Source organism: Chryseobacterium sp. SG20098 (assembly GCF_031844745.1).
Lineage (GTDB): Bacteria > Bacteroidota > Bacteroidia > Flavobacteriales > Weeksellaceae > Chryseobacterium > Chryseobacterium cucumeris.
Genome location: NZ_CP134622.1, coordinates 4,590,197 through 4,617,085, shown reverse-complemented (window position 1 = coordinate 4,617,085; position 26,889 = coordinate 4,590,197). Strand labels below are relative to the sequence as shown.

Here is a 26,889-nt window from a genome sequence, read left to right as displayed (position 1 = left end):
AAAGCAACAGTAAGTCAAGGCTCGCAAAGATTGGCTTAAAATCTATTTAGAATTAAGGTCTGTAACAAAAACAGCTTTACGCTGTTGAATTGCAAGATCAACACTTTATCATTAGATAAAAAGATATAAAGAAAAAGTATAACAAGGACTGTCAGATAAGTCAAGACGTCCAAAAACCCTTACCAATATTAAAGTTACAAAAGAAACTGAATCTGTTATCCTTGATTTAAGAGAAAAAAAAGATGGAGAGCTGCAAGAATCTCAACCCATCTCCTCCAAAAAGGAATCATACTTTCTGCAATGACTGTTTGGAGGGTACTTTTTAAACACAAAGTTAATCCTGTAGTAAAAGACGTACTGGCAAATCCGAATTCTGGTCGCTAGTGGATTTATCTGATCCTGATCTTAATTTAAATGCTTTAGCTTTTGAATGGCAGGAGTTTTACAATAAGAAAAGACTACACTTTTCTTTGAGTAGAAAAACGCCTTGGGAAAAATTAAAGTCTTCGGAACATCTTATCCCGATTCAGCATGATGTTACTGCTAAATTTTGGGACTCGAATGAAATAATATTGCCCAGAAATTATGCTTACTTAAGTAATATAAAACAAAAAAATATTAATTTCAAAGCCTAAGAGGAAGTAGGCTCTGCTGGGGAACAGAAAAGAAAAGAACGAAGTTCTTGCCGAAGACTGCGAGCGAAGCTTACGCCAGCAATAGGCTTTTAGTTATAGGAAAAGGGAGACACCAAAAGTCTCCTCTTTTTATTCTCTGTATCTTCTATGGCTAAGAAAACCCTCTCTTAATTTGTAGCGAATTTATTGTTATAGCACAAATAATATTCAAATTTAATGTCTAATCACTCTAAAAATTTAGCATGAAGAATATATAAATTTTGCCTTAAATAGTTACAAGTTCAATTCAATGTACTGCTATAAATATAAACCGATTGATTTTCATAAAATATATAATACACTTCATTTAAAGCACTTACTAATATTTAACAAGCTGAAAAATAGAATAAAAAATAATAGGTAAGTTATTATTTAAAATAACTTTTCGTAAATTATAATTTCAGATTAAAGTATTTGTAATCACTTTTTATCGTTTCTATGATGCTTCAAGTTATTCACGTTTTAATTACATTCAATTACTTAAAAAATTCTATTGTAAATCAATTTTTTTTCACTGTTTTTAATAAACAAAAACAAAAATAGAGTGTAAATTTGCAACGTTATTATTTAAAGATTTTATATTACGATTCTAAAACGCAATCTTCAAGCTTAAAGGCTTACATATATTATTACTGTAAGCCTTTTAAGTTTTATGACAAAAATGCAAGATATCCATAAAATCTAATGTTTTAATAAAATACTTGATAGAAGTAGAAATTATATAGTGTTATTTCTGCACGGATAGCTATAATACTTTTGCTGTCCGTGCTTTTTTTGATTCATCTGGGATAATTCAATGAAAAGGATCAAGGATCAAGCGCAAAAGTTGGGAGGGGCTAAGCAAAAAGTTTAGTCAACCTGAATAGAAAGAAAGTTCTGTCTTTTACTCCGCGGAGCTGCATTCTGAAGTTTTTTATTTTTGCATTGAAGGATTCAGCTGCTGCATTGGAGCTTCTTTGATGAAAATAGTTTAAAATATCACTGATTCATTATTGTTTTTTTAAGGTAGAAAAAGATTTAAAATCTGCTTCTTTCACCTCTTTGAACCAATGTGCAAGTTTAGTCATAGCCAAATATTTTGGAATATTCTGATTATAAATCTGTCGCAGTCCATCGGTCAATTGATAAGCTTTCTCCAGATCAGGATACTGAGCAAAGGAATGGCGGCTCTTTGCCTTTGGTAGAGGGTCCATTTTTCGTGGCTCTTATAAAGCAAATACCGACTTCTTGCCAAAAGCTGTTTGCGGGAATCACCGTTTTCAAATATTTCTGTGCGTAGAATTTGTTCTTCTCCCAATCCTTCCATTACCTTATTCTCCATTTCAATAGCATCCCAGCGATGTCGGATACTGATTTCCTGAAGCGCTTCTATAGCCAGCTTCTGAACATGAAATCGGTCAATCACCTGCATGGCATTAGGGAAGCAGCGTTGGGCAATACGCTTCATGGAACCCGCCATATCCAAAGTGATTTCAGTTACCTTTATCCGAAGTTTTCTGCTGATTTTTAAAAGGTGCTCTATGACAAAATCACTCTGGGTACCTTTTATAATGGCAACAAAACTTCCTTTTCTTCCTTTTCCTTTTTTGGGGGTAAGAACAGTATAAAGTTCTCCTTCACATAAGGCCACTTCGTCTAAGGATAAGGATGATGAGAGATTTTCAGGATAAATGATCCAATCCTCTGCGTGCCGTTTTTGTTCCCAGCTATAATATTGGCTAAGATTAATCTTGTATTGTCTCTGGAAAGTCTTGCCTTTGATCCCGAAAAATTCTGCTATAACTTTTAGGGGAAGAGCTTTAGTGTCGGCTAATTTTTTTTAAGAAGCCTGCCAGATCGTTTGTCATGCGTGTTCCTTTCGCTACCAGCTGCCAGTCTCTTGAAGAATTTCACCAGAGGATTTATCAATCCATCTTCTTCTTTTCACATGGAGTTTTACGATTTTACCACTTAATGGATAATCATCTACAATAATTTCAGGTAAAAAGCCCTTCGATTCAAGTAGTCTTTCTTTGAATTCATCTGGGATCATGTTTTTTTATTCAAAATAGATATAAAGTTCTGCATCATGGGGTTCTGCTTTGAGGATATCAAAGTGCTCAACTAAAAATTCCGGAAGTAATAATTTAAGAAGTTCGTGATCGCTTAACATTAGGCACAGATAAAGCTACTTAACATTCCCCCAAACTTTGAGACTGATCCAATGAAAATGGAGCAAGCGCAAAAGTTGGGTTAGTCTGAAGAGAAAAACGTTCTGTCTTTTACTCAGCGGAGCTATAATTTAAAGTTTTTATTTTAGTATTGAAAAGTTCTGCATCAGCATTAGTACTTATTTGATTAAGTAGTTCAATATATCTCTGTAATGATTCATTATTGTTTTTCTTAAGTTAGAAAAAGATGTAAAATTGGCTTCTTCCATATTCCTAAACCAATCTGCCAGCCTGGTCATTGCTGCAGATTTTGAAATATACTGGTATAAATTTTTCTAAGTCCATCGGTCAATTTATACGCTTTTTCAAGGTCCGAATACTGGTAGAAAAGAATAGAAACCCTTTGTCTTTGGAACATATTCCATTTTTCCCGACTCTAAAAAAGCAATTACCGGCTTCTTGCAAAAACTGTTTTCAGGTATGTCTGTTTTCAAAAACTTCTGTTTTTAAAGATTATACTTCAAAAGAATTTTCTATTTCAACAGCCTTCCAATAGTGTTTGATTCTAAGTTCCTGAAGAGCCTCCATAGCCAGATTCTGAACATGAAAACGATCTATCAACTGTATCTGGGAAACAACATTTGGCAATACGCTTCATGGAACCTGCCAGATCCAAAGTAATCTCCTTTACCCTCAGCCGTAGTTTCCTGCTGATCTTTAAAAGATGTTTGATTACAAAATCACTCTGAGTACTTTTTATGATGGCAACAATACTTCTTTTTCTTCCTTTTGCTTTTTTGGAGGTAAGAACAGTATAAAGTTCTCATTACCAAAAAAATTTAAGAGTACATAAAATATCTTTTTTCAGATTAGGAATATTGAGCATTATTATTCCATCGGAATCCTTGGAATTAAGTTTAAGCATTTTCAAGCTAATACTCCAATTAAATTTTTCTCTAAATTTACCATAAGAATTTCCTTTATTTATTGAAAATCTGTTTTATTATAACCAACTTGTTAAGAGAATTTGATCTACAGCTTTCTATTCGGTTTTTAGAAAACAAGGAATAGGTAGGGAGTATTTACGCAAGTATCAGTGCAAAGTCGGTCTGTTTCCTATTCCTTTTTCCAATAAGATTATTCTTAAAATTAAGTCTTTCTGATTTATTACAAACTTACCACAACAAAGAAAGCATCAAAAAGAACATATAGCAATCGTTAAAGTTAAACCTGCGTTTGCATACTTAAAATTGTAATGGATTTAAGAGATTTACCGTGAAAACTTTGAAACTTAACCACTTTTAACTACTCAAAATAAATTATACTTTTTACGATGTAATGACTATAAACTTTGATACAATATCAATATGATAAAAAAAACTGTTAATAGACTATCCCAAAAATTTAGACACTTTTAGGAGCATTTTTTATGTATAAAAAAGAAAAATTTAGTGTTGTTTTCAAATTAGAATACATTAACCTTTACAAAAATTCTAATCGTTCGATTGAATCTATAGCAATGGAGTGACGATTTAATAAAATTACTTAGCGCAAGTGAATCGGTTTTTATAGCAAGTATAGAATCTCGGGCTATATCCGATAAAAAAGAAATTATTATCTGAATTTCAAAGTTAAAGTTATAAAAATATTGAAACAGAAAATATCTCATAATGGGAAGCCTATCTCCGGTTCGATATCGCAGCTCAGTTTAACGTGTTAAATTGGCAAGGGAGAGATTACAAGCGTAAGAAAAGAAAATCTGACAAGTCATTGACACGAAAAGAAGAACTTTTATTAAGGCTCAGAAAAATCAATAATACTAAAAACCTCAATATCAACTCTGATCAAGGCTAGCAATATCAGATGAAAACTTATCAACATCTGTTAAAAGAAAAAGGTATTATCCAAAGTATGTACCGCAAAGGAAACAGTCAGGATAATGCAGTAATAGAAAATTCTTTGGATTTTAAAATCTTAAATATTCTATACCAAAAACTTTAAAACCATTGATGAACCCAAAAAATAATAAAAAGTATATCAATTACCACAGTAATGACAGGAAAAGACTGAATCTAAGTGTAAAGGAGTCCGGTACAGTACCGAACTCTTACATATAATAATATTGTTTAATTTTATTTAAAATTTTAGGTACAGTCTATTGTGTTATAACTATTCCTTGTAAAAACTCACTTTATTTATTAAATCACGTAAATTTCCTATGGTACAATAAAATAGGAATCTGCAAAAGAAATTCTATTTAAATTAGGAAATATTTTTTTTCCTAAAAAAGGATCATCGTAAACATTACTAAAATAAGAATCACCATATATCTTAATATACAATTTTTCTCCTGAATGGAAACCTCTGTTTAACAGATCACTTTTTGTTAATATTAAAGCATTATTATGTTTTTGTATCATAAGCGTAGGAGAGTAATAAGAATAAAAAGAATCGCTCACACTAGGTGAAGACGATAAAAAGTACCTGATATAATAAAATTTATTATTTTCGGCACCAATATAATTAGTAGTAAAAGATAAAGCAATGAAATCACCCTCTACTTTTGCAGTTATATTATTAATCTGGGTAGTAGATTTTTTACCAAGAGAAGGACTATGGGTAATAAAAGTAGAAGATGTATAATGCTTATGCTGATATTTTTTATATGTACCATAGCCTGTTTTCTCATAAATAAGAGTATATGTACCAAAAGGTACATCTTTAAGAGTAAAATAACCATTTTTATCTGTGGTTGCAGAAAAGGAAGATAATTCCTCAATCTTTATTTGCATTCCAGATTTATCTTCCATTGGAAATGTTCCTTCGTCATATAAATTAACATAACCACTTATACTAGATTTAGAAGCCGACTCTATTACATCATTAAAAAATAGCTCTTCGTGAGAACCGGAAGTACAAGATGATAAAAAAGAATTAACCAAAATAATTAAAAAAAAAAATCTCATGATATATTTTATTATGTGTTAAAAAACTTAGAATCTAAAATATTAATACAAACGGGTAATAGAAAATGTTGCGTACAAATTATTATGTCCTTTACCATCATCTACTAACATTAGAGTCCAAAATCCCTGGTAGTAACTTGCATCTCCTGTAGTAGTGTTATGAATTAATATATATGCTGTAGCATATTCTCCACCATTGTTTACTCCAGATCCCCAACCATCATTACCATCTACCATCCAACAAACGGCTCCAGGTTTTATCCAACATCCAGTAGTACTCATATTTGTATTATAAGAAGTGTCCGCTAACAGAGAATAAAACATGTTTTCTGATGAAGTGTTTACAAACTTAGGAGCATAGTAACCTCCAACATATCCTCCCGATGCCATATCCATTCTGAAAGCATTATTTGGCCCAAAAAACAAAAATTTAGAAATCGGAGCCACCTCAGAAAGAAGTTTATAACCAACATTTTGGGTACTTGATAAGCTTCTATTGTTCATCCAAACTTTATCTGTGCTTGTAGAACCCGCTTTAAAAGTCCCATTAGGACCGTTATCTATAACAATAACGGTAGCTCTCGTATCACCTATTTTCATTTCATTAAATAGACTGTTACTTTGACCCTGGCTGGCAGCTCCAGATAACTTCTGCCACGCAGACCCATCAAAATAATAATACCCTGTCTCTTTGATATTGGCAGTTTGCCCAGATCCCGTGGTACCAGAAATATCAGTAACGTACAGGAGAGCTCCTTTTTGGTCCGAACCGTATAGTGCGTTACCTTTATCTACAATTTCTTTAAGAGTAATCCTTGGTGCCTGTAAGCCAGTTGGTTCAGTTTTAGAAGAAATACCATCTATATCTTTCAAACCATTAATATCAAATGTAGATTTTGGATAAAATGTATTTACCCCAACTCTACCAAGTGTACTTGGTGTATTTTGATTTTGATAAATTTGTGCATTAAAATTATTGTATAAAAGATAGATAAATAATATACTGTATAATTTCATAAAAATGTTGTGATTCATATAAATTTTATAATAATCAATTAGCAACAGGTATAGCATATAATTGCGTGTATGGACCATAGGCCCCTGATAAATTATTTTGTGATACTATACCTATAGATGAATTAGATGAAGATGGTAGTGAGCTAAATATATCAGTACTTCCAAAAAGCCATAAATATAATGTAGTTGCAGATGTTAATATAACAGGAATCTCCCCGTTACCATAAAAATCACGAGTATTAGATCCAAACTGATAAAAAGGTGTAGCAAGTACAGATTTTATATTGGTATAATAGGTTGGAGGAGTATTTACAGTTGATGAAGTAGAAAAAAACAAAGAAGCAAATCCTGAAGAAGAAAATGTAGGATTGCCGATAGCAGATAGCCAAGCTGAAAACTTAATAATCCAGGTACCAGCAGGCAATGATATATAGCATCCTGTATAACCTATTTGTGAGGCGCTTGTAAGAGGCACAGTAACAGGAGCAGGAATTATGCCGTTAACAATAGAAACAGAAGATTTTTTCCACGATGCATTACCATTAACATCTGAAGTAAGTACATAGCCATTAGCCTGCGTACCATCTGCATATCTAAAAGCACCAGAAGTAGAACTTTCTACATGCAGCTTTGTAGAAGGTGACGTGGTACCTATACCCACGTTACCGGAGTGATAGATATTCTCTGTAACTGTAGTTGCACCGGTGCCTGTAGTGGTAGAATACCAAGGCTGTAAAGCAGTAGTGAGGCTCTGGATCGTCTGGCTGTCTGATGAAGACAGTACAGCACTCTCCTTAGCTTTAATGGCATACACCATGGCTACATTTCTTGAGCGGGTTTCCGTACCGCCATTATTTCTAATTGGATTACTTGAAACATATCCAGCATTTGGAATAGTTACTATACTATTATACTGACCTCTAACTCCAGACTCAAGAGGAGCAGTAGTAGCATCATAAACAGGATTTCTATATCCAACTACTTGTCCATTTCCATATTCAGTCTGGATATCATGCTTATGACTTTTAAAATCATCTGTTTGGGAAGTCCCTAAAGCTCTTCCCGTATCTACCCCTCTTCCAAGATCCAATCCCCGGATAAACTCTCCCCTAAGATCAGGAAGGTTGAACGTGGTAGAACCATCTCCCGATCCATACGTGGTTCCTATCTTTGCAAATAGTGCAGAATAGGTTGCCCTGCTTACCGCAGAACCATCACACACCAAATAAGAAGATGGGACAGAAGCATAAGAGAAAGCAGTAATAGAACCAATGTTTTGTTCCACATCTGAAGACATACCTATTTTCTGCCAAGCAGAACCATCAAAGTAATAATAGCCAACAGAAGTAATATTAGATCTCTGACCTGTTACATTTCCTCCAGAAACATCCGTAATGTAAACCATAGCTCCTTTCTGGTCTGGGCCATAAAGCGTATCACCTTTACTCGTAAGCTCAGCTCTTGTAAGACGCGGAGCCTGAAGTCCTGCAATATCTGTAGAAACTGCAATTCCTGAAGTATCTTTTTTACCATTTATGTCAAAGGTACTTTTGGGAGTGGTTGTATTAATGCCCACTCCGGAAGATTGTGAATAAACTATTTGAGAAAATAGAACAATCACTAATATACAATTTTTTTTTAATATCATACACTAAGGTTATTTTAATAAGTTATTTTATTGTGATAAAATATAATTTATATTAGGAAAGATATATATGTATATAAAGAATTATTATACACATAAATATTTTGGTAACAAAATAGTTCCACAAGGTTTTAAATTTTTAAATGAACAAAAAATTATTAAAATTGAAAAAATTATAAAAACAATACAACGTTTATTAATTACATATAAAACTACCTACAGAACACGGTAAAACAAACTAATTCGTATAGAAATAATTACAAATCAAATAGAAATAAAACATAGCAAACGCTATTATTTTTATAGCTAGAATATAAGTTCACTACAAGTACACCTAAAAGTAGAATTTTTAGTTAATAATCTTACATTTGTAGTTGAAAAAATTTGTTAAAATGTAGGAAGATTATTTGGTTACTCCTTAAAATGCGTTTAATAGTCTGCTTTAAATTTTAATTTTACAACTACTTTTTTTTTATATTAGGAAAGTCTTGTGTTTTCTTTATAACCTTGTAAATATGTTGGGGCAAAATCCAGAAGACAGTCACAAATACTCCACCTGATATTGGTGAATTTTATTGATAAAAAACATGAATTTATTTTGCTTTTATAAAAAATTCATTAACTATATTTAGGAAAAGAATTTTCTCCATTGTATTAAAATTACGTATCCGACACCATTTTACTCAAAGAAAATAAAAATTTAAACAAGTTTAATTAAAAAATAACGAATCTTCTTTTCTTTTCATTATTATTATAATGAAAATCGACAAAACTATTTCAAATAAACTAGAAAAAATATTGAAAGGCAATGCTTTTGCGGGAAATATTTCTAAATCTAATAATATTACCCACTTAATTAATATAAAAATACAGATCCAAGATAGTAATATTGCATACAAGAATTGGAACTTAATTGTAATTATATATATTGCTAAAGTAAAATAAAAAGATAATATAAACCAAAGCAAAAAACCTACCAGAAATTCGGGAAAAACCCATTCCTTAGTATTATAATGATCCTGCCAGATATCATTTAAAAAATCGCAATTAACTATATATTCTATAATAGTAATAATCATAGATATTAAAATAATCTTAGATAACTTCATATATGCTGTTCATTTTGTACTTTTGTTATTTTCTACTTTACTATTGTTAACAAATGTGTTTTTTAATTAAGCATTAAATAATATGGTTTTTAAAGTACTATTAATCTGAAACTATGTTTTTAAATATAATTAATCATATATATTGCTAGGTGCAGACCATACAATTACTTTTGCTGAGTAATAAATCTACTTTACTTATTGGTAATGTTTAATTTATACATTTAAGCAAAACACGAAAGACAGAACTTCTTAACCTCTTTGTTAATAACGAATTATATGCTAAATATTTGATACTATAACATTTTTACTACTATAGAAAGTCATGGTAGCAAATGGTTTAGTTAAAAAAATGATTTAATAAATCTTAGAAAAAATATCTTATAAATAAATTTTCCAAATAAAAAATATATCAATTAGCAAATTTCGATAAATAGCAATGATAATAAAAAAATTAAGGACATGAAACGTTGCTACAAAGCACACCATTTGTACTTGGATCTCCTTCTACATATGTTCCGCCAATAGAATTACCACTATCTCTACTCATTGGACCATCTAACAAAATTCTTATACCATTTATTCCGAATGGCATTGAAAACATATTATATTTCCATAGTGATTGTCTCCCGCCTATAACTCGATTTCCCTTAGTCATTTTACTACTGCTAAAAAAGCCATAACCAACATTTTCTACATCACCATTTATAAATATATTGGATTCATTCCCAAGTCCATTCCCTGGATCTTGTGGATTATTATCCTGTGCTCCGTCAAAATGTATTCCTACATATGCATTTCCATAAGAATAATTAGTATGTGTAACAAATAAGGATCTTCTTAATTGCACTGCAGTGCCACGGAAATCTGCTGTGCCATTTGAAACTATATTATTAATATACTGAGCAAATGCATTTGCTCTGCAATTATCAAAATGACTATTAACCATAAAATTAACTCTTAATGAAACAGGACTTCCAACAGAACTAGTATTAAAAAAACCGACTTGTCTGGCAGAAAAAACATTCAAAGGATCTGCAAGATCGTTTCTTCCCAGCTGAAATAGAACCCCGCCAAAACTACCTCTTATACTCAAATCTTCGATATTGACGTCAAACCAGTCATAACTTTTCATTTTACCATTTATTATCTGAACATCACCATTATGTGAATGCCACTCCCACAACGCTTTTGTATAAGGAACACCTACACTTTCCAACAACAAAGTTGTGGCACCAATACCCATTCCCCTCAAAGAAAAACCATCTTGGGCAATATCCTCAAAATCCCAAATTTCAGGAGTGTACATCTTTAAATTAATTACGCCAGCAGGAAGCCTTATTCTTTTTTTTGTCATCTTTGCTATGCTGAATAAATTTCTTAACGCTGGTAAATCATCTATGCCATCATTTGGTATTACACCGTAATTAGTCGCGTATAAGTCTCCATTATCCACATTAACTAATTGCCAAGAATTACTACTATCGTTCCAGTAATAAAAACCCTTTGAGATATAACCATCATCTTGCGATAAATAAACTAACATTCCATCTTGATTAGCAGTTGGCATAGTGTTAGGTAATTTATTCATCCTAGGTATGAGAATCCCATCGGTATATTTCGGATCATCTGGATTATTTAACTTTATATCCAATGTAGCTTGTGGATCAGTTGTGTTAATACCAACCTGACTAAAAAGTATATTAAAATTTAATAATTTAAAAAAAATTAGACTTTTTATTTTCATTTAGAGTCTGTTTAAATTTTGTTCAATAAAAGTTTTATAGCAGATAATTTGACCATGCTTCTTGATCTTTCCATTAAGAACTAATAATTTCTACACAGTCTTCTGTCATTATCAAACCTAGCGAATGTGCGCTCTACAATCCATCTCTTATGAACAGGTTAAAGCCTTCTTTTCTTCCCTCCGAACGCATGAACACCTTAATAAGATACCCGATTTTTTCTTTACAACCTTTTATAGTTAGTTATAAATTACAAAAAAACATATTTTAAACTCCTAACTGATGCAGAAATGATTATTATATGTTAAATAATATTGTTAAAAAAATCATAAAGCAAATTATAATATTTCAATTCAATACTATTTCTAATCCTAAAAGATTCGCTGAATTAGTACATATTTGAAAGCCTTAAATTACCAGTATTAAATTCTAATTAATTAATGTTATATATATTAAAGTAATTTTTATTTTATCTTTTGTTGAAGAAGACCAAAGTTAGCATCAGAAACCTTAATTCGAATAGGATAAATACAACTATAGTATGCCTTCTGTATTTGTACCATATATAGTTGTTGCTTCCACCTCTAATATAACTTTGTATTCTTTGTATTTATACCAACTTAGTCAACTTGAGAATTTATCTAAAAAAGATCGTATCTTTAGTGATATTATTTTTTTCATTAGTAACAGTTTAAAAATTAATAGTCATATCAATAAAATTTAAAGTTTAGTATTTTTAATTACACATTATAAAATAGTATTTTAACTATACTTGCCTATAAGTCTTTAATTGAATGAATTACTAGTTAACGTCTGCAAATTTAAATGTAAATTACAAATTATCCATTCATAAATAAATAGAAATAATTATAAATGAAATAAAAAAAATTAACTTAAAATGATTGTTATTTTACAAGCTGAACTATAACTATACTTATGTGAACTTTTTGTTAAATTACCGATCAAAATAGAGAGATTTTAATTTCATTTCGATGAACATATTAAGGAGGACATTGATTTATGAAAGTTTTACCACATTTTCGAATAGCCGTATCATCGCTATGGTGAGAATAATATAATAATCGATGATTTGATATTCAGCAAATCATAACTTTATCTAAATATTTTCTCTTTTCAAACGGTTAAGAAATATAAATTATCCTATAATGGGCAAAGATTCTTAAGTATATGGATAAGGAATAATTCCATTCAATGATTTATGAGGATGATTACCACTATAATCAACTACCACTCGTAAGCATTTACATTTACTTCTATTAGAGTTTTGAACAGATATGCATCCAAAACATTTCCCTAAATGTATAGTTTCATCGTACAATATTTGCATTTCATGTATGTCTTTCAGACTGTATATACTGCAGTTCAACATTATTATCTTTATAGAAATCTGCAAAAAGGAAAAAACTATCACTTGGAATAAGTACAAAATTAAGCAGCTTAGAAGAACGTGAAAAATTGGAGAATAACATCTTTTCAGCAATTATGAGTCTGTTTAAATTTTGTTCAATAAAAGTTTTATAGCAGATAATTTGACCCTGTTTTCCGATGTTTCCATTAATAACTCATAATTTCTAAACAGTCTTCTGTCTTCTGTCATTATCAAACCAAGCAAATATGCGCTCTACAATTCATCTCTTATGAACAGAATTAAAACCTTCTTTTATTTCGTCCGAACGCATGACGACCTTAATAAGATACCGTTTTTTTTCTTTACAGCCTCTATGATGTCCCTTCTGTATCCACCATCAGCGAGAATAACTTTTACAGGACATAGAAAGTAAGACAGGGTTCTCATGAATAATTCCACGGCTTTACCGTCATAAACGTTGGCTACCGTTACCATGATGGATAATAGAAAACCATTTTTGTCTACCACTATGTGCCGTTTGATTCCTTTTACTTTTTTATTGCCGTCAAAACCATTTAATGAACGGTGATTTCCCCATTTTACACTCTGGCTATCTATAATCCCCCAAGCTTGAGTCTGTGTTTTGGCCTTGGTTTAAACGTCCTTTTTCTCGGAGTTGGGCTAAAAAAAAAATCAAAATCTTCAAGCACCTGGCCATTTATTATAATAATACTAAACTAACTGCCATTTAGGAAAATCATTAGGAAGCATACGCAATTGGCATCCTGTTTTTTATGACGTATAATAACACATTCCAAATCGATAAAAGAGAATACTTTCTTTTTCTCTCTTTCAGATTCATCGTTTTCTATATACATTGCCACTGGCTTTCTGTTAATTCGGTTGGGTACATTTTATTTTTTTTCAAATACCCAACCTCGGAAAGCCTTTAACAAAATTTTCCATTAAAACTTAAACAGGCTCTACAAGTAACTATAAATAAATAATAATACATTTTTTTAAGATCCATATATTTCCATTTTCAATGATTATCTATGCGATTTATTGAATTAACACATGAAGGAAGTATATTGGTTGAAGACCTATATAAAATTCAGATAGCTCAGTGGTTAGAGAACGCTGTATTTTTTTTGCGACTTTCTGCTCAAAAAGTCAATGATGGAGATCTCCGGAATTATGAAGGTAGGTAGACTGAGGGTAACCTTATTTTTTAATGCTTGAGAACAGGCAGAAAATTTAGCACAAAAGAAGAAAACATTAAGCATTAAAGGAGGAAGAGGAGCGAAATTGAAATTAGAACCTGTCAAAGATATATTACCTGATTTAGTAAAACAAAACAGCCGTAATCTGAATGTAGTTTTGAGTATTTTAGAAAAAGAACAAGCCATAAAAATAACAAAACCTGCTCTTATATTTTTTTTAAAAATAGCCGTGGTTATAAATGGAAAAGATGCAGGAAATCTTTAAATAAAAAGCGTTGTCTGCTCTCATTTTCACAAGCTCAAAAGAAATTAGAAGAATTATCAAAAATCAATCCTCAGCAGTACGTTGGTATGTATTACAGGTGAAGCAAATTATTTCAGTTTAATTCCCTACGCATGGCAAACCAAAAATGATCCTGTTTTATTACCTTCACTTCGAGGAAAAAGCACCAGTTTTTTTGGGGGTTTGATGAATACTTTAGGATCTTGGTTTATGATTTTTTTGACAAAACAATGAACTCAGAAATGCTGATTGCTTTTTTTATAAATTTATGCAAACAATAGTCAAAAAAACAGTGGTTATTTTGGATAATTCTTATTTACACACAAGCAAAAGATTCAAAGAAAAAATCAAAGAGCGGAAACAATTGTATTTGCTGATTTATTCTATTCCGCCTTATTCACCAAAACTCAATAAAATTGAAATTTTGTGAAGATTTGTAAAATATAAGCGGTTGAAATTTGAAGCATATATTTTTTTTCAAAACCTCAAAGCCAACTTAAAGGACGTGTTAAATAACTTTAGAAAGAAATGTATTATTAATTTTTAGCAAGTACTTATGTATTACCTATTAGCACTTAAAAACAACCAACACGTAAAATAATTCTATATCCTTTAAATTTATTTTATGACTCTATATTTGCTTAATGAAAAATAAGAATATAAATTTACAAAAGTTTTTAGTTTTATAAAGTTATTTTAGTAACATTTTTAAAACAGATTTTTAATATTAAGGCTTGTAAAATTCATTGAATTTTATAAGCCTTTTTCAAAAACAAGATAATCATATGATATTTAGAGTTTATAGTCTACAATATACTGAAAAGTTCGAAGTATATTTCAAATAATATCACCTATCTTGCTTTGGGATCCACTCCATTTACTGCGATTTTATAAAGCAAATAGCAGCTTCGTACCAGAAATTGCTTGAGGGATTCTCCATTTTCAAAAATTCTATAAATTCTATATTTTCCCTTCTGGTGATTCTTTGATGGCTTTATTTTCTCTTTCAATGGTTTTTCCAACGATATCTGATCCAGATTTCCCAAAGGGCTTCTAGGGACAACTTTTGAACACAAAAGCAGTCATCACCTGTACTTCATTAGTCAAGCAGTGTTTAGCAATAAGCCTCATAGAACCTGCCATATCCAAAGTGATTTCATTTACCTTTGTCCGAAGTTTTCTGCTGATTTTTAAAAGGTATTTTGTTGCCACATCACTCTGATTTCCTTTTATAACAGCAACAATATTTCCTTTTTCTTTCATTTCCCTTTTGGAGGTAAGTACAGTTTACAGTTCTTCTTTAGTTAAAGCACTTCTTACGGGACAAGGATTCTGAAATGTTTTCAGGATAAACGATCCAGTACAGTCTTCCGCATGAGATTATTTTTCCAGTTATGGTATTAGTTGAGCTTATTCTGATACTGTCTCTGGGAAAGTCTTGCCTTTAATAATGAAAAACTCTATTACAAATTTCAGAGGAAGAGCTATATTGTAGGCTATTTTTTTAAGAAGCCTACCATATTCTTTGTCCTGCGTGTTCCTTTCGCTGCAAGTGCAACCTCTTTTAAGTATCAAATCAGAGGATTGATAAGTTCAACTTTATATTTTAATATTGATTTTCAGTATTTTACATCTAGAACATAATCTAAAACAATTAAATACAAAACTGAATTTAAATTTATCGGACAACAATGATTTTATTTCCGCATACATTTGACGATCTAATTCCTATTGGTCATCCTTTGCGGCTTGCAAATGAAGTTTTAGACAAAATCAGCATCACCACTTTATTAGACGCATACCGTAAAGAAGGTATCCATAGCTATCATCTCCTGATGATTCTCAAAATGATGTTTTTGCATATATGGAAAATATTCATTCTTCCCGTAAATAGAAAAGGTGATGCGGTAAAATATTTTGTTCATGTGTTTGAAATATGAATATTGCCGATCATAAAACCCACTTTTATTCACAAAATCTATTTAATAAGGATTCAAAAATTTAATAAATTCTATTTCCTCATAAAATATTTTAATCTTATATATTATCATTATACTATCTTTTAAGAATAAATTTGCAAACACTGTTATTATTACAAAATATTTTCACAATAATCATATGTAAAACTAAATTCATTACTTAACAAATCTTATTTAACATTCTCATATCAAATTTCAATACTATTACTGGTAATATACAAAAATAAATCAACTAATAAATTAGAGTTAAAATGACCGTAGATATAAAAAAAATACATATCGGAAATTGCATTCAGCAACAAATCCAATCTTTAGATATAGAAATGGAAAGAATTGTCAGATTTTTAAATATATCAGAATCTGAAGTCACAAGTATTTTATCTTCTGAAAATATTGATACACATTTACTTCTACGCTTCAGTAAGCTTTTAGAATATGACTTCTTTAGATTATATAGTCAGCACTTAATATTATACTCTCCACAAAGAAATATAAACTATAATGTGAAAAAAAATAAAACATCACTTCCTGTTTATAGAAAAAATATCTACACTCGAGAAGTTATTGATTTTATCATTAATTTAATTATCTCAGAAAAAAAAACAAAAACACAGATTATACAAGATTATAATATCCCTAAAAGTACATTAAATAAATGGATCTTTAAATATACTAAGCACGATTAATTTGGACCCATCCATATAAAAACAACAAATTAAATACATTAGATGTCTTTGAAGATTTTTACTATCACATTTCTATCCGTTTTTTTTTCAAGTACAGTTAATGCACAAAAAGTCCTCACACTACAATCTGCACTGGAAACTGCTGTTCATAATTAAGGAACCATTAAAGCCAAAGAATCTTACCGGTTATCATCGCAGGAATCGATAGAGTTGGCAAAACGGCAATATCTGCCTAACCTGAATATCAGCCTGCAGCAGGATTATGGAACCGTCAACGGACAAAACGGTCCACTGTATGGATTCGGAGGCTACGGAGTAGCTTCATCCGGACTTCCCCTCCCTGATCAAAACTGGAATGCTTCTTTCGGAGCTTTGTACCTGGCTAATGTCAACTGGGAATTTTTCGCTTTCGGAAAAGCCAGACAAAGAGTGAAAGTTGCAGAAACTAAAAACCAGAGGGATGCCAAAGATTTATCTGATGAAATCTTTCAGCACAAAATAAAAGTAACCGCCGCTTACCTGAATGTTTTAGCTGCAAAAAAATTAAAACTTTCTTACGCCCGGAATCTCGGAAGAACTGATACCATCAGAAGAATCGTTGAGGTTAAAGAAAAAAAACGGGCTCGTTCCCGGAGTAGATTTATCACTTGCAAAAGCGGATTACGCCAATACAGTGATCACTTACACCAAAGCAAAAGATAACGAACAGGAGCAGGAAAATAAACTTGCCCAGCTATTGGGAGTTCCCGCTCAGGAATTTGTACTGGACAGTACTTTACTGAAAAGAATTCCGGCAAGTTTCCCTACAGAAAAGAGTTCCTCTCTAGACAGTCATCCATTATTGGCTTTATACAAAAGCAGAATTGATGTAAGCGAGCAGGAAAAACAGTTTCTAAAGACACAGTATTATCCGTCATTCTCCATGGTAGGGATCTTTCAGACGAGAGGCTCAGGATTCGGAAGCAACTATGCACAAAACCAGAATGATTATTCCTCTTCCTACTGGGACGGGGTTCACCCTACAAGAAGCAACTACCTCTTTGGAATTGGCGTTTCCTGGAATTTTACACAAACCTACAGGCTCTCAAAGGAAATAAGCGCTCAGGATTATGTAAGCCAGGGTTTGAAACATGAATATGACCTCGCAGAACAACAGTTAAAAGCCCAGCTGGATTTATCCGATAACAAGTGGCAAAATGCCCTTCGAATTTATGATCAGGTTCCGGTTCAGCTCAAATCTGCCAATGACGCCTATATCCAAAGGTCTGTTCTATATAAAAACGGACTGACTGATCTTGTGGATCTGTCCCAGGCTATTTACGCTCTGATAAGAGCAGAAACCGACAGGGATATCGCCATCAGCAATGTATGGAATGCCTTACTGCTAAAAGCAGCAGCTATGGGAGATTTCTCTGTGTTTGAAAATGAACTGTAAGATTTAACATCAATTATAATCAATAGTATCTCAATGAACTTAATAAGATTCGCATTAAGAAAACCCATTACGATTTTAGTGATTGTTGCCGGTCTGTTTTTCTTTGGAATCCGGTCCGTGAACTCTATTACAGTCGATATCTTTCCAAAACTGGATTTACCGGTAATCTATGTTTCCCACCCTTTCAGCGGATATACTCCTCAGCAGATGGAAGCATTTTTTGCCAAACAATATATTAACATTTTCCTATTTGTCAACGGAATCAAAAGTATTGAAACCAAAAATATTCAGGGACTGACGTTAATGAAAATTAATTTCTACCCTGGAACCGATATGGCTCAGGCGGCGGCAGAATTGAATTCATTTTCCACAAGAATTCAGGCCGCTTTTCCTCCCGGATCAAATCCTCCTTTTATCATTCGCTTTGATGCATCCACACTTCCGGTCGGACAGCTTGTTCTAAGCAGTGATAAAAGATCAAACAATGAACTGCTTGATCTCGCCAACGTTTATGTTCGTTCCACATTTACTTCAATTCCGGGAATTGTTTCATCACCTCCTTTCGGGGAAATGTCCGGACAGTAGTGATTAATGCCAATCCGGACTTGCTTCGTCAACATAATATGACGTCAGATCAGCTCGTAGAAGCACTGAGGCTGAACAATCAGACCGCGCCGTCAGGAAACGTTAGAATAGGTGATAAATACTATATCACCCCTACCAATACGATGATTAAAAATGTAAAAGATTTTGAAAATATACCTCTCTATAAAGGTAGTGTTCAGAATCTATACTTAAGAGATGTTGCAACAGTAACCGACGGGGCAGATATGACTTCTGGTTATGCTCTGGTAAACGGACGCCGCTCGGTGTATCTGAGCATTGCTAAAAGTGCCGATGCCTCTACCTGGGATGTAGTTCAGAATCTGAAAAAACAGTTGCCACAAATTCAGTCTAACCTTCCTGATGATGTAAAGGTCAGCTTTGAATTTGACCAGTCTACCTATGTCATCAATTCTGTTAAGAGTTTATTGAGTGAAGGAACCATCGGAGCCATTCTCACCGGATTGATGGTTATATTATTCCTTGGAGATATCAGAGGTGCATTGATCGTAATTCTTACGATTCCGACCTCTATTATTTCAGCCGTTTTATTTTTAAACCTTTTCGGCCAGACTATTAATATCATGACTTTAAGCGGGCTTGCCCTTGCCATTGGAATTCTCGTTGATGAAAGTACTGTTACCATAGAAAATATTCACCAGCATCTGGATATGGGGAAACCTAAATCTCTTGCCGTCTGGGATGCCTGTAAAGAAATTGCTTTTCCTAAACTGTTGATTCTATTCTGCATTCTGGCTGTTTTTGCTCCTGCATTTACAATGGGTGGAATTCCGGGATCATTATTCCTCCCTCTTGCATTGGCCATCGGTTTCAGTATGATTGTTTCTTACTTCCTTGCACAGACTTTTGTTCCTGTAATGGCTAACTGGATCATGAAAGTGAAACACCACAAAGCAAAAGACGGCCATGTTCTGACAGACTCTGAAGAACTGCAGCAAGCAGGATCAAGCGATGAGAATGATACATGGAGCCAGAAAGAAATCTTATTGCAAAACGAAGACAGCAACCGTGACGGGAAAGTAAGTATGTTTGAAAAAATCCGATTCCGTTACCTGAAGTTTTTAGATAGAATGATGCCTTACAGAAAAATATTGGTTTCTGCCTATATTATCCTGATGATGATAATGATAGCCTTATTCTTAAACAGTGTCGGACGGGATGTTTTACCTCAGGTAAACGGAAGTCAGTTTCAGGTAAGAATGCGTATTCCGGACGGAACGAGAATTGAAAAAACTGAGCTGCAGACATTAAAATTATTAGATACTATTAAAGAAATTGTCGGAAAAGACAATGTTTCAATTACATCTGCATATGTAGGTACCCATCCCACTCTTTTTTCCGTAAGCCCTATTTATCTTTGGATGGCAGGCTCACACGAAACCGTTTTACAGGTGGGACTAAATGAAGACTATCATACCAATATGGATGATTTAAAAGATAAAATCAGAGAAAAAGCCAAAAGCATTAATCCTGACATGAAATTATCTTTTGAACCCATTGAACTGACAGAAAAAATTCTTAGCCAGGGATCTCCTACTCCCATTGAAGTAAGGTTATCAGGAAGGGATAAAAGTGTGAACGAGGCTTATGCTAAAAAAATAGAAACCGAACTTAAGAAAATCCACTATTTAAGAGATGTTCAGATAGGGCAGTCTATAAAATATCCTGCACTTGACATCAATGTAGACCGCGTTCGTGCAGCTCAGCTGGGTGTGGATATGTCAGATGTTTCACGTTCATTGGTAGCCTCTACTTCATCATCAAGATTTACAGAAAAGAATATCTGGACGGATGAAAAAGCAGACTACAGTTATAACGTACAGGTTCAGATTCCGGAGAACAAAATGAACAGCAAACAAGAAATTGCAAGAATTCCATTACAGAAAAATTCAAACAGACCGAATCTGGGTGATATAGCAACGATTAAAAACAGTTTCACATACGGGGAAACTAACAACCTGGGAGCAATGCCAACACTTACTGTTACAGCCAACCTTAACCATACCGATTTAGGAACTGCTTCAAAAGATGTTCAAAAAGTGATTGCTAACATGGGAGAGCTTCCAAGAGGACTCAATATACAGCTGATTGGTTTAAGCAAGACGTTAAATGAGACACTGAGCAGCTTACAAAGCAGCCTGGTCATTGCTATTGTTGTGATATTCCTAATGCTGGCGGCTAACTTTCAGTCCTTCAAAGTTTCAGGGGTAGTATTGGTAACTGCACCGGCAGTTCTTGTAGGATCTCTAGCATTATTGATCATCAGCGGATCTACATTAAACCTTCAATCCTATATGGGAATCATTATGTCTGTAGGGGTTTCAATTTCAAATGCCGTGCTGTTAATCACCAACGCAGAACAATTAAGAAAACATAATGGAAATGCTTTACTTTCCGCAAGAGAAGCTGCCGCCCTGAGACTAAGACCTATCGTAATGACCGCTTTGGCAATGGTTGTAGGAATGATTCCTATGGCATTAGGATTGGGAGAGGCCGGAGATCAGGTTTCACCGTTGGGAAGAGCTGTAATCGGTGGTTTGGTTGCGTCTACATTTGCCGTGCTTTTTATCATTCCGCTGGCATTTGCATGGGGACAAGGGAAAGCTACTACTCAAAGTGTTTCTCTTGATCCTGAAGATGAAGAAAGTATTCATTTTATGTCTGAAATTGTAAAATAACTTTAAGCTATTAAAAATAAAAGATGAATAAATTATATAAATATTTAATTCCGGCAATACTTATTTTCAGCCTTCAAAGTTGCACTAATGAGGAAAAGAAGGAAGTAAAAAAAATAATAGAAACTGCTTCACCAGAAACCGAAACTGTACATCCTAAACAGGAAGACTTTGCCTCATCTACTGTTATTCCTGGAGAATTACAGCCTTATCAGAAAGTGGATGTGTATGCCAAGGTAAGCAGTTTTGTTAAAAAGTTATATGTGGATGTTGGAAACGAAGTAAAGGTAGGTCAATTACTAGCTACATTAGAAGCTCCTGAGATCAGCTCCCAGCAGAGCGCAGCAGCATCAACTTTAAAATCAAAAGAAGCCTTATACATTGCCAGTAAAGCGAAATATGACCGTTTAAAAGAAACTAGTAAAACCCCCGGAACCATTTCGGCTCTTGATCTGGAGCAGGCTTTAGCAACGCAAAAATCTGATCTGGCTCAATTGGAAGCGGCCAAAGCATCCTATCGTGAAGTAGCAGATGTTAAAAACTATTTACAGATCAGAGCTCCGTTCAGCGGGAATATTGCCACGAGAAATGTAAGCGCAGGTGCTTATGTAGGACCATCGGGAAAAGGTTCTGACCTTCCGATGTTCAATCTTGTACAGCAGAACAAATTACGTTTGGTTGTTAATGTTCCAGAGTCTTATACCGGACTGTTGAATAAAAACAGTGATATTAAATTCTCTATTCAATCTATTCCAGGAGAGACTTTCACAGCAAAAATCTCAAGATTCGCAACAGCTTTAGACAACAAATTACGCTCTCAATGGGTAGAGATGGATGTTTACAACAAAGATAAAAGACTTTTACCGGGAATGGTTGCCAATGTCATTCTTCCTTTAAGTGCAAACAGTAAGTCATTGTCTGTTCCCACTTCTGCTGTACTCAATTCTACTCTGGGTGTATTTGTAATTAAAGTTGAAAAAAATACGGTTCATTGGGTTCCTGTGACAATAGGGATTGCAAATGGTGAGACTACAACAATTATCGGACATATATCACCAAACGATGTAATTGTTAAGAATGCATCAGAAGAAATCCGTGATGGTGAACATATCAGAGTTAAACTCCAAAGATAATTTTTCTATCACAATAGATTCGCTACAAATTAAGAGAGGGTTTTCCTAGCCATAGAAGATATGTCTTGTCCTAAAATAACCTTACACAATTCAATTAGTGTTACGAAACAAATTAAAAATCAGTATGTAAAACGGAATCAAAAGGATTACAATTTATCCTTTAAGCGGGTAGTATTACAAGAAGTTGAAAATGGCTTGGTTAGTAACCTTACTGCAATGCGGAAGTATGATATCTACGATCACGGGATTATACCCGAATGATGGAGAAAATAATATGGTAATTTAATATAGATAACCATTCGCAAAGTAAATATATGCAAACTCCAGAACAAAAATTCAAAGGCTTAAGGAGATAATACCTAGTCTGAGAACGGGGAAACTTTATCCTGTACTTCAACCCTCATTGAGCAGGTTGAAGTACAGGATAAACTTTTCAGGATTTTAAAAGCTAATAATATACTGATAAAACCTAAAAGAGCTTATCTGATAACCACTGATTCCTATCCTAATTTTCGGCAAACGAATTTATCTCAACTGGCTTTGAAGACTGTCATCGAATTAGAATAATCATTTAATTCGAAATAAGTAACGCTTAACAATATCAAACCAAACTGGAGGATAATCTTTCTGAGAAGTTGATGTTTCATGATCTCAATGGCTCTTTCTTTTTCCTCATTGCAATGTAACAGGTCTCTTTTGCTATTTGCAGCTGATAATCCCCTTTGGTAGAATACCCTATATACTTTACCAAGGTTCCAGCTCATAAAATCGGCGATCGCCCATTTATAATCAGTAAAGAACTGAAATCTATACTAGCCCCTATAGTGAAGATTATCTTCGTTTTTATACTGTTAGAATTTTCCAGTTGAGAAAATCCTCACTTTTTAAATAGACTATAGATTTTTCCTAGTAACCATAAGCAAAATAAGGACAGTCTTCAACAGCCTTATCACAGGCTTCCTGAAATTCACGACTGAACTGATAATATTTTTCTTCAATACCTTTAACCATTTTACAGGCTTTATACTGAAGCACATCCCAATAATATTTAGTCATTCCTCAAAATCCATTTACCGATTTGATTATTAATACATTACAGACTATTTTATTTATTTTTATTTGCAAGATTTTGTATCTTAAGTCTTTAAAACCTTGCACATATATTGGCGGAAAGTCCATAAAAACAGTCAGAACTGTTCCGCCCGATGTTGGTGGATTTTCTTGATAATAAACATGAACTTGTTTTGCTTTCAGAAAAAATTGATCGGAGCTATTTCTAAAAAGAATTTTCGCCATTGTATTAGAAAGTAGGCAATCCGAGCCATCCGATTCGGTTTATGGTGGGGTGTTTGCTTTTGAAGCACCTTTATAATTTAGGCGATGAAACTCTTGCTTCAGCTTAATTTCTCTTTTATAATAGGTTTACTGTCCAAAAAACGATTTTGATCTTTCGACCAAAGATCTGGCAGAGTATTATCGTAAAAGATGGGAGATAGAAGTGTTTTTCAGATTCTTAAAAGAGGAGCTTCGTGTAGGTCATCTGGTTTCAATCAACAAAAAGGTATAGAGGTAGTGATTTATATTACTCTTATTACAGCAATGCTTTTGCTTATCTAGAAAAAAACGAATAATATAGCATATAAAACTGCCAAAAGAAGATTTACAATGGAAATTAGAAATCTTGCTATTTCAATACTTATAGCAGGCGCAGGGGGTGATCCTGATAAAGTTTTTAAAAAACCTGTTTAAACTTTTTTACAGAAAGAGTATCCAGAAAATTAGCAATTTTGGATTGCAACTTAAAAGAACTAAAATCTGGAACTCATAAGCAAAGATAAACTGGAAAAATGGATAATTCCTCATCTGAGCAGGGGGAAACGTGGATTTCAACAAGATTTGATTTAGGAAAAATCTTTCAACTCATTATTAAGCGGTTAAAAACAGACTGCCAATGGCGCGAGCTGAGTATTAAAGTGTACTTTTCAAATCAGGGAATCAGTTGGCAACTGATTTATTATTATTTTAAGAAATGGAGTAAAGATGGTTCTTTCAAACGAATTTGGATTTTCCTTCTTAAATAGAATAGAAGAAATTTAGATCTTTCCTGTGTTCAGATGGACGGAAGTCATATGCGAAGTAAAACTGGTGTCGAATCAGTAGGTTATCAGGGAAGAAAATCATCAAAGACCAGTAATTGTATCTTTTTTTGTGATAATCAGGGACAAATACTTTCAATGGGAAAGCCAGTGAGCGGAAAACATCATGACCTTTACCAGATTGAAGAAACTTTAGAGGAGATTTTTGTTTTTTTGGATGAAGCTGATATAGAGTGTAAGGGATTGTTCCTGAATGCAGATTCAGGTTTCGACGGTAAAAAATGCAGAGATATTCTGGAGAAAAAAGAAATGATTGCCAATATTAAAGAGAATCCACGGAATGGAAATACAGAACATGAAAAATATTTTGATTCCGAACTGTATAAAAGAAGATTCAAAATAGAAAAAGCAAATGCATGGCTGGATAGCTTCAAAGCAGTATTAGTAAGGTTTGAAACTTTAAATATTACATGGGTGAGCTTGCATTATTTGGCCTTTTCTATTTTGTTTCTCAGAAAAATAAAAGTTTAAACAGGTTTAAAACATAAAATGTAAAGTATCAATAGATCCGCTACAAAAATGACTTAAATTTATGGTGTAAAGTTTAATAATTTTATACATGAATAAACAGCAACAGCAAATAAAGGCTCGCAAAGATTGGCTTAAAATCTATTTAGAATCGGGGTCCAGCTTTACGTTGTGGAATTGCAAGATCAACACTTCACCGATGGATAAAAAGGTATAAAGAAGAAGGAGAACAAGGACTGTCAGATAAGTCAAGACGTCCTAAAACCCCTACCAATACTAAGGTTACAAAAGAAACTGAATCTATTATCCTCGATTTAAGAGAAAAAAAAGATGGGGAGCTGCAAGAATCTCAACCCATCTACTCAGAACGGGAACTTCATTATCTGCAATGACTGCTTGGCGGGTAATCTTTAAACACAAAGTTAATCCTCTAGTAAAAAGACGTAAAAAATCTGATTACAAAAGATACAGCAAAGAAGTTCCAGGGGATAGAGTTCAGCTGGATGTTACTAAAATCAGGAGTAAGGCTTATCAATTTACAGCTATTGATGACTGCACAAGAATGAAAGTTATTAGAGTTTACCCTAATAAAAAAGCAGAAAGTACAATACATTTTTTAGGTGAAATTTTGGACTTATTCTATTTTCCTATACAGCATATTCAAACCGATTGGGGTACGGAATTTTTTAATTACTCCTTCCAATATGAGCTGCATGAACATTTTATCAAATACAGACCAATAAAGCCCAGATCCACTCATTTAAATGGTAAAGTAGAAAGAACCCAACAGACTGACAAATCCGAATTCTGGCCAGTAGTGGATTTATCTGATCCAGATCGTAATTTAAATACTTTAGCTATTGAATGGCAGAAGTTTTACAATAAGAAAAGACCACACTCTTCTTTGAATGGAAAAACGCCTTGGGAAAAATTACAGTCTTCGGAACATCTTATCCCGATTCAGCCTGATGTTACTGCTAAATTTTGGGACTCAAATGAAGAAATATTGCCCAGAAATTATACAGGAAGTAGGCTCTGCTGGGGAGCAAAAAATCCTTACTTTTGGAAGTAAGGAAAATATTGGATAACTGACAATTATTTTTAAACCCTAACTGTCAGATAAAGTATTGGCTATTAGAGATATACGGAAAGGGAGACCCAAAAGGTCTCCTCTTTTTATTTCCGGTATCTTTTATGGCTAGGAAAACCCTCTCTTAATTTGTAGCGAATCTATTGTTATAGCACACATAAAATGGTCGGAAATTTTCTTCCGACCATCTTTAGGACCAGACCTGTAACTAGTCCGAATTTCAATAGCTCATTTTCAATACTATATTTGTATAATTCTTAATCAAATAAACACATGTTCTTTTTGCCTTTTTTTGTATTTCCTAAGCCAAATTTTACTAAGAATTTTTCATCACTGCTGCGTATCTTTGCCAATAAAGAATGTACCCGCTACTGGATAATAATATATGGCGAGTTTAATGCTTTCTCATATTGCTTTTTGATGTAAAGACTTTAAGATTAGTCTCCTGTGACAACCAAGAGTAAA

The 26,889-nt window shown here is 33.1% G+C and carries 21 protein-coding genes and 2 pseudogenes; 13 read left to right on the top strand and 10 right to left on the bottom strand.

What is annotated here, in order from left to right; genetic code table 11:
- Window positions 1–383 precede the first annotated feature (383 nt).
- Window positions 384–635, top strand: coding sequence for a hypothetical protein (locus RHP76_RS21245; protein WP_311228985.1), 252 nt, complete (start codon window positions 384–386; stop codon window positions 633–635).
- Window positions 636–1,510: 875 nt separating this feature from the next.
- Here RHP76_RS21245 and RHP76_RS21240 read toward each other — a convergent pair.
- The 8 genes and pseudogenes from RHP76_RS21240 to RHP76_RS21205 form a co-directional block, all read right to left on the bottom strand.
- Window positions 1,511–2,304 (bottom strand): annotated as a pseudogene (locus RHP76_RS21240) (transposase).
- A 231-nt stretch (window positions 2,305–2,535) separates the two neighbouring features.
- Complete coding sequence (locus tag RHP76_RS21235; protein ID WP_311228984.1) at window positions 2,536–2,706, bottom strand: ISAon1 family transposase N-terminal region protein; 171 nt, start codon at window positions 2,704–2,706, stop codon at window positions 2,536–2,538.
- Between the two features lie 297 nt (window positions 2,707–3,003).
- Window positions 3,004–3,093 (bottom strand): hypothetical protein, encoded by a 90-nt coding sequence (locus RHP76_RS23485; protein ID WP_409193537.1) that lies wholly within the window; start codon window positions 3,091–3,093, stop codon window positions 3,004–3,006.
- Window positions 3,094–5,040: 1,947 nt separating this feature from the next.
- Window positions 5,041–5,790 carry a peptidase associated/transthyretin-like domain-containing protein gene (locus RHP76_RS21225; protein ID WP_311228983.1) on the bottom strand — a complete coding sequence of 250 codons (750 nt, stop codon included), beginning with the start codon at window positions 5,788–5,790 and terminating at the stop codon, window positions 5,041–5,043.
- A gap of 42 nt (window positions 5,791–5,832) precedes the next feature.
- Window positions 5,833–6,825 carry a phage tail-like protein gene (locus tag RHP76_RS21220; protein WP_311228982.1) on the bottom strand — a complete coding sequence of 331 codons (993 nt, stop codon included), beginning with the start codon at window positions 6,823–6,825 and terminating at the stop codon, window positions 5,833–5,835.
- Window positions 6,826–6,841: 16 nt separating this feature from the next.
- Complete coding sequence (locus RHP76_RS21215) at window positions 6,842–8,455, bottom strand: phage tail protein (RefSeq protein WP_311228981.1); 1,614 nt, start codon at window positions 8,453–8,455, stop codon at window positions 6,842–6,844.
- 1,557 nt (window positions 8,456–10,012) lie between these two features.
- A complete protein-coding gene (locus tag RHP76_RS21210) occupies window positions 10,013–11,305 on the bottom strand; it encodes a phage tail-like protein (protein WP_311228980.1) in 1,293 nt (430 codons plus the stop codon).
- A gap of 1,679 nt (window positions 11,306–12,984) precedes the next feature.
- Window positions 12,985–13,290: a transposase gene (locus RHP76_RS21205; protein ID WP_311230274.1), complete on the bottom strand. Its 306-nt coding sequence runs from the start codon at window positions 13,288–13,290 to the stop codon at window positions 12,985–12,987.
- Window positions 13,291–13,980: 690 nt separating this feature from the next.
- On the opposite strand from RHP76_RS21205, the gene RHP76_RS21200 reads away from it, so the two are divergent.
- Window positions 13,981–14,160 carry a hypothetical protein gene (locus tag RHP76_RS21200; RefSeq protein WP_311228979.1) on the top strand — a complete coding sequence of 60 codons (180 nt, stop codon included), beginning with the start codon at window positions 13,981–13,983 and terminating at the stop codon, window positions 14,158–14,160.
- 286 nt (window positions 14,161–14,446) lie between these two features.
- Window positions 14,447–14,608 carry a transposase gene (locus tag RHP76_RS23480; RefSeq protein ID WP_409193504.1) on the top strand — a complete coding sequence of 54 codons (162 nt, stop codon included), beginning with the start codon at window positions 14,447–14,449 and terminating at the stop codon, window positions 14,606–14,608.
- Between the two features lie 623 nt (window positions 14,609–15,231).
- Here RHP76_RS23480 and RHP76_RS21195 read toward each other — a convergent pair.
- Window positions 15,232–15,441 (bottom strand): transposase, encoded by a 210-nt coding sequence (locus RHP76_RS21195; protein ID WP_311228978.1) that lies wholly within the window; start codon window positions 15,439–15,441, stop codon window positions 15,232–15,234.
- A gap of 967 nt (window positions 15,442–16,408) precedes the next feature.
- On the opposite strand from RHP76_RS21195, the gene RHP76_RS21190 reads away from it, so the two are divergent.
- The 5 genes and pseudogenes from RHP76_RS21190 to RHP76_RS21170 all read left to right on the top strand — a co-directional run bounded on the left by RHP76_RS21190 (window position 16,409) and on the right by RHP76_RS21170 (window position 22,710).
- A complete protein-coding gene (locus RHP76_RS21190) occupies window positions 16,409–16,843 on the top strand; it encodes a transposase (RefSeq protein WP_311228977.1) in 435 nt (144 codons plus the stop codon).
- Between the two features lie 210 nt (window positions 16,844–17,053).
- Window positions 17,054–17,545: a TolC family protein gene (locus tag RHP76_RS21185; RefSeq protein ID WP_311228976.1), complete on the top strand. Its 492-nt coding sequence runs from the start codon at window positions 17,054–17,056 to the stop codon at window positions 17,543–17,545.
- Window positions 17,442–18,278 (top strand): TolC family protein, encoded by an 837-nt coding sequence (locus RHP76_RS21180; RefSeq protein ID WP_311228975.1) that lies wholly within the window; start codon window positions 17,442–17,444, stop codon window positions 18,276–18,278. The genes RHP76_RS21185 and RHP76_RS21180 overlap by 104 nt, the downstream gene beginning before the upstream one ends.
- Before the next feature lie 33 nt (window positions 18,279–18,311).
- Window positions 18,312–21,580: pseudogene (locus tag RHP76_RS21175) on the top strand (efflux RND transporter permease subunit).
- A 23-nt stretch (window positions 21,581–21,603) separates the two neighbouring features.
- Window positions 21,604–22,710, top strand: coding sequence for an efflux RND transporter periplasmic adaptor subunit (locus RHP76_RS21170; RefSeq protein ID WP_311228974.1), 1,107 nt, complete (start codon window positions 21,604–21,606; stop codon window positions 22,708–22,710).
- A 906-nt stretch (window positions 22,711–23,616) separates the two neighbouring features.
- Here the strand turns inward: RHP76_RS21170 and RHP76_RS21165 are convergent.
- Entirely contained in the window at window positions 23,617–23,766 is a 150-nt protein-coding gene (locus RHP76_RS21165) for a hypothetical protein (RefSeq protein ID WP_311228973.1), read from the bottom strand.
- 406 nt (window positions 23,767–24,172) lie between these two features.
- Between RHP76_RS21165 and RHP76_RS21160 the strand changes: the two genes are divergently transcribed.
- The 5 genes from RHP76_RS21160 to RHP76_RS21145 all read left to right on the top strand — a co-directional run bounded on the left by RHP76_RS21160 (window position 24,173) and on the right by RHP76_RS21145 (window position 26,406).
- Window positions 24,173–24,277, top strand: coding sequence for a transposase (locus RHP76_RS21160; protein ID WP_311230273.1), 105 nt, complete (start codon window positions 24,173–24,175; stop codon window positions 24,275–24,277).
- A gap of 280 nt (window positions 24,278–24,557) precedes the next feature.
- Window positions 24,558–24,791 carry a transposase gene (locus RHP76_RS21155; RefSeq protein ID WP_311228972.1) on the top strand — a complete coding sequence of 78 codons (234 nt, stop codon included), beginning with the start codon at window positions 24,558–24,560 and terminating at the stop codon, window positions 24,789–24,791.
- A 33-nt stretch (window positions 24,792–24,824) separates the two neighbouring features.
- Window positions 24,825–25,337, top strand: a complete 513-nt coding sequence (locus RHP76_RS21150) for a transposase (RefSeq protein ID WP_311228971.1) — start codon at window positions 24,825–24,827, stop codon at window positions 25,335–25,337.
- 173 nt (window positions 25,338–25,510) lie between these two features.
- Window positions 25,511–25,726 carry a helix-turn-helix domain-containing protein gene (locus RHP76_RS23475; protein ID WP_409193536.1) on the top strand — a complete coding sequence of 72 codons (216 nt, stop codon included), beginning with the start codon at window positions 25,511–25,513 and terminating at the stop codon, window positions 25,724–25,726.
- Entirely contained in the window at window positions 25,723–26,406 is a 684-nt protein-coding gene (locus RHP76_RS21145) for an integrase core domain-containing protein (RefSeq protein WP_311228970.1), read from the top strand. Before RHP76_RS23475 ends, RHP76_RS21145 begins: the two co-directional genes overlap by 4 nt.
- Window positions 26,407–26,889 lie beyond the last annotated feature (483 nt).

Bases quoted from the DNA above. Each gene is read 5' to 3' on its own strand.
- RHP76_RS21220 (WP_311228982.1), bottom strand. From the start codon at position 6,825: ATGAATCACAACATTTTTATGAAATTATACAGTATATTATTTATCTAT.
- RHP76_RS21235 (WP_311228984.1), bottom strand. From the start codon at position 2,706: ATGATCCCAGATGAATTCAAAGAAAGACTACTTGAATCGAAGGGCTTT.
- RHP76_RS21165 (WP_311228973.1), bottom strand. From the start codon at position 23,766: ATGACTAAATATTATTGGGATGTGCTTCAGTATAAAGCCTGTAAAATG.
- RHP76_RS21190 (WP_311228977.1), top strand. From the start codon at position 16,409: ATGACCGTAGATATAAAAAAAATACATATCGGAAATTGCATTCAGCAA.
- RHP76_RS21170 (WP_311228974.1), top strand. From the start codon at position 21,604: ATGAATAAATTATATAAATATTTAATTCCGGCAATACTTATTTTCAGC.
- RHP76_RS23485 (WP_409193537.1), bottom strand. From the start codon at position 3,093: ATGGAAGAAGCCAATTTTACATCTTTTTCTAACTTAAGAAAAACAATA.
- RHP76_RS21215 (WP_311228981.1), bottom strand. From the start codon at position 8,455: ATGATATTAAAAAAAAATTGTATATTAGTGATTGTTCTATTTTCTCAA.
- RHP76_RS21150 (WP_311228971.1), top strand. From the start codon at position 24,825: ATGGACGGAAGTCATATGCGAAGTAAAACTGGTGTCGAATCAGTAGGT.
- RHP76_RS21155 (WP_311228972.1), top strand. From the start codon at position 24,558: ATGGATAATTCCTCATCTGAGCAGGGGGAAACGTGGATTTCAACAAGA.
- RHP76_RS21145 (WP_311228970.1), top strand. From the start codon at position 25,723: ATGACTGCTTGGCGGGTAATCTTTAAACACAAAGTTAATCCTCTAGTA.
- RHP76_RS21210 (WP_311228980.1), bottom strand. From the start codon at position 11,305: ATGAAAATAAAAAGTCTAATTTTTTTTAAATTATTAAATTTTAATATA.
- RHP76_RS21225 (WP_311228983.1), bottom strand. From the start codon at position 5,790: ATGAGATTTTTTTTTTTAATTATTTTGGTTAATTCTTTTTTATCATCT.
- RHP76_RS21195 (WP_311228978.1), bottom strand. From the start codon at position 15,441: ATGAAAGAAAAAGGAAATATTGTTGCTGTTATAAAAGGAAATCAGAGT.
- RHP76_RS23480 (WP_409193504.1), top strand. From the start codon at position 14,447: ATGCAAACAATAGTCAAAAAAACAGTGGTTATTTTGGATAATTCTTAT.